Source organism: Microcystis sp. M53602_WE12, assembly GCF_030065455.1.
GTDB classification, from domain to species: Bacteria; Cyanobacteriota; Cyanobacteriia; order Cyanobacteriales; family Microcystaceae; genus Microcystis; species Microcystis aeruginosa.
The window spans coordinates 1-3,087 of the sequence record NZ_JASJFB010000897.1 but is presented as its reverse complement, the minus strand read 5'-3'; the positions used below and the strand labels follow the sequence as shown (position 1 = coordinate 3,087).

1 protein-coding gene is annotated in these 3,087 nt (G+C 44.7%); it reads right to left on the bottom strand.

The genetic code is table 11. The annotated features are described in order from the left end of the window. Positions 1-361: 361 nt before the first annotated feature. Positions 362-2,716 carry a GH116 family glycosyl hydrolase gene (locus PX482_RS27410; RefSeq protein WP_288095076.1) on the bottom strand — a complete coding sequence of 785 codons (2,355 nt, stop codon included), beginning with the start codon at positions 2,714-2,716 and terminating at the stop codon, positions 362-364. Positions 2,717-3,087: the final 371 nt, after the last annotated feature.

Sequence of the window (3,087 nt, the reverse complement as noted above, 5' to 3'; positions counted from 1 at the left end):
CTTGATTTCAGTTTTTTCTTTGTCAGTAAGGGTGTCAACAAGGAATATTACAAATTGTTAACCGAGTCTTGAAAGCCTTGTGCTACAAAGGTTTGAAATGTTAAGAAAGATGTGACTAATGGACAGCTTAATAAGGGTGGTGCCGATCCCCCCTTAGTCCCCCCTTGATCTCCCCTTAATAAGGGGGGCATCTGATAATTTTTAACGCCTAACTACTTAAATCCCCTGAGTATAGGCTACATATCAGGAGAGGCAAAGGGCAAAACCGAGAATAAATAATCAGTTTTTAATAACCGGATTTAGGATTAGAGTGATTTACCAGGTAAAACCAGATCACCAGTTAGATGGCGATAATCCTGTTTTATCCCTGAAATTCCGTCAAAACCCCATAGATAGCCCAGATAGCCATGGCGCGTAAATAATGACAAGCACGAAAAGTTCCCACCGATGTTATTGCTTCCGGGGTGCGAAATTGTAAGCCATTTTCATAGACTTGTTTCACCACCGCTTCTGTAATTTGCCATCCTTGCTTTTCCATTCCCATTTGTAGTAAAAAAGCCACCAACCCAAAATTAATTCCTACCCAAACTTCCAAGGGATGAGTTGCCTCGGGATTTTCGGGAGTACCATCGGGTTTTAACCCATTGGCCGCCCCAAATTTTCCCCCATGAAACTTGAGAAAACAGGCCTGATAAATCTTACTTAAAGCTGATTGCGTGTATTGATTTTCTACCACATCTGGTAAACTCAATAAACGAGCATAAAATTGACCGCATAATTGGTCAGTCATCACCACATCGGAACCACTGCCACTATCTAAATTATAATATTCTCCATTCCAGAGAGTCTGATGATAAATAGCGCGAGATTGCTGTAACCAACTGGTAAAAATTGCCGTATCTTCTCCAATGATTTCGCCAATTTTAATCGTTGCTTCTAGGGCCGCTATCCACAAACCACCGCAATAGGCACTAATTCCCTGTAAACGCCAATCATCAAAGGTTTGGTCTGGTGCGCCAGAATTTTCGGGAATCCCATCATTATCAAGGTCAAAAGTTTTTAAATATTGCAAAGTCAGGACAATTGACGGCCAACATTCCCGCAGAAAATCCTCATCTTTAGCCCCCGTTAATAAATAATCCCGATAGACTAATAAAACAAAATCACTGCCTAAATCTTTCCAGAGATTACAATCTTGATAACTGGTGTAATTGCTCTTTTGCCAAGGGTGTTCATTGGGTGCGCCTAAATCGTGGGGAGTGGCATTTTTGGCCTTACGAATGGCACTAGCTTGGTTATATCCAATAATCCGAGGAGTATCGTCACTGCTGGGAATTGCCCTCGAAAAAGCTTCCATGACGGCCTTTTCTAAGCGCGGCCATAACATCAATAACCCAAAGGAACCATAGAGACGCACATCCAGACTTTCATACCAACGATAATCAATACATTCTAAGACCCCAAATTGACCGATAGGATCCTGTTCCGTGGCTGCCGTCCAGAGAGTGCCGCCGTCAGTTAGGAGGTATAATTCGTTAAATAAAGCCATTTTAAACCAATCGGCCAGATCGCTGCGTTCTAGGATCGGTTTTTGCCAGTTAATAATATTTTCTCGCCATGTATCGCCGTGTTTTAAAGCCGTGCGTACCATCGCCCAAGCATTTTGACCATTGCGACCGAAAAAGTCCGTATAACGACGATAATAGTTAATTCCTTGGGCAAATTCGGTGACTGGTAAATCCCAAGCTAAAATAAAAGGAATTTTGCGAGTTTTCCCCGGACGAATGGTAAAACGAATCGCCATGGCCGTGGCCGTTTGTTCCCCTTTTTCGGCGGGGGTTTCGTCCTCAATATCCGGTAAAGAGCCATTCATGGCGAAATAGTCCCAAACTTCGCCACCATCGCCCGCAGGGTTCCATTTACCCAGATAGAATACCTCTAGACTCGGATTAGTAATACTGGCAATCGCCATCTGTCCATCCCCTTCCCCGGGGTTTTCGTAATCCCGACGCATCAGACAGCCAACGCGGAAATTATCGACAATCCATTGATTATAATTACCCTCACTTTCCCCCCATTTTGATTGATATTCATAGACGGGACTACCATCATCTCTCACTTTAACCACTGGGGATTTAATCGCGTTAGTAAACCAACCGATTGTATTTTGCCAAGTCAGCATAATACTAATAGTAATCGGTTTATCGGTGGGATTATGAGCCGTCCATTCAAATAGGGCTATAGGATAACTACTTTCTTGATAATTATGCGCCCAAACCGGTGAGAATTGTTCGCAAATTAATTGAGTCTGAAAAACATCTTTGTACTCGTACCAACTGCGGGGATAAAGGGCAGAATATGTTCCCTTTTCGGCTGGATACCACGACCAGCGCGATAAAGTTCCATCCTTGGGGCTTTCCGTCGCCATAGCGTAGGCTTGGGCGCTTCCGTCTTCTGTTTGTTCAAAAATGCTAAATTGACAGGCCGCAAGGCTATTAAAACTGTGTTCACCACCGTCCAGATGCCAGAGATTAAAGTCACCTTTGGGGGAACGTCCGATGCAACCGGCCCCAAATCCCCCCAGAGGCATCCCATGCCAAGGACCATCATCTAAATTGCTGGCATAGCGGACGCTGTAGGGTTTTTCCCAACCTTTGCCGAGAGGACGTTTCCAAGCGGCGGCGGGAATTTCTGGAAGGGAGACGAGATTAAGCATAGATGTTTTTAAGTGGGGTGTGGAGAAGTGGAGAAGTGGAGAAGTGGAGAAGTGGGGAAGTGGGGAAGTGGGGAAGTGGGGAAGTGGGGAAGTGGGGTGTGGGGTGTGGGGTGTGGGGTGTGGGGAAGTGGGGAGATGGGGAAGCTGTCTCATCACCCTATCACCCCAAAACCCTATCACCCTATCTCCTCCTGAATACTGAATACTGACCCCACCAAGAAACTTTTTCAGGCTCTTCGTTACTTGGTATGATTCGATCAGGGGGCATAAATCGACTAAATCCTTATCCGGCAAGAGACTTAATTGATTAGCTCGTTCTAGATCGAAAACAATTGACAAAAATCGCCAAATGTCTTTCTATATAAGGGTTT

Coding starts and splice junctions, on each gene's coding strand:
- PX482_RS27410 (WP_288095076.1), bottom strand. CDS start 2,716: ATGCTTAATCTCGTCTCCCTTCCAGAAATTCCCGCCGCCGCTTGGAAA.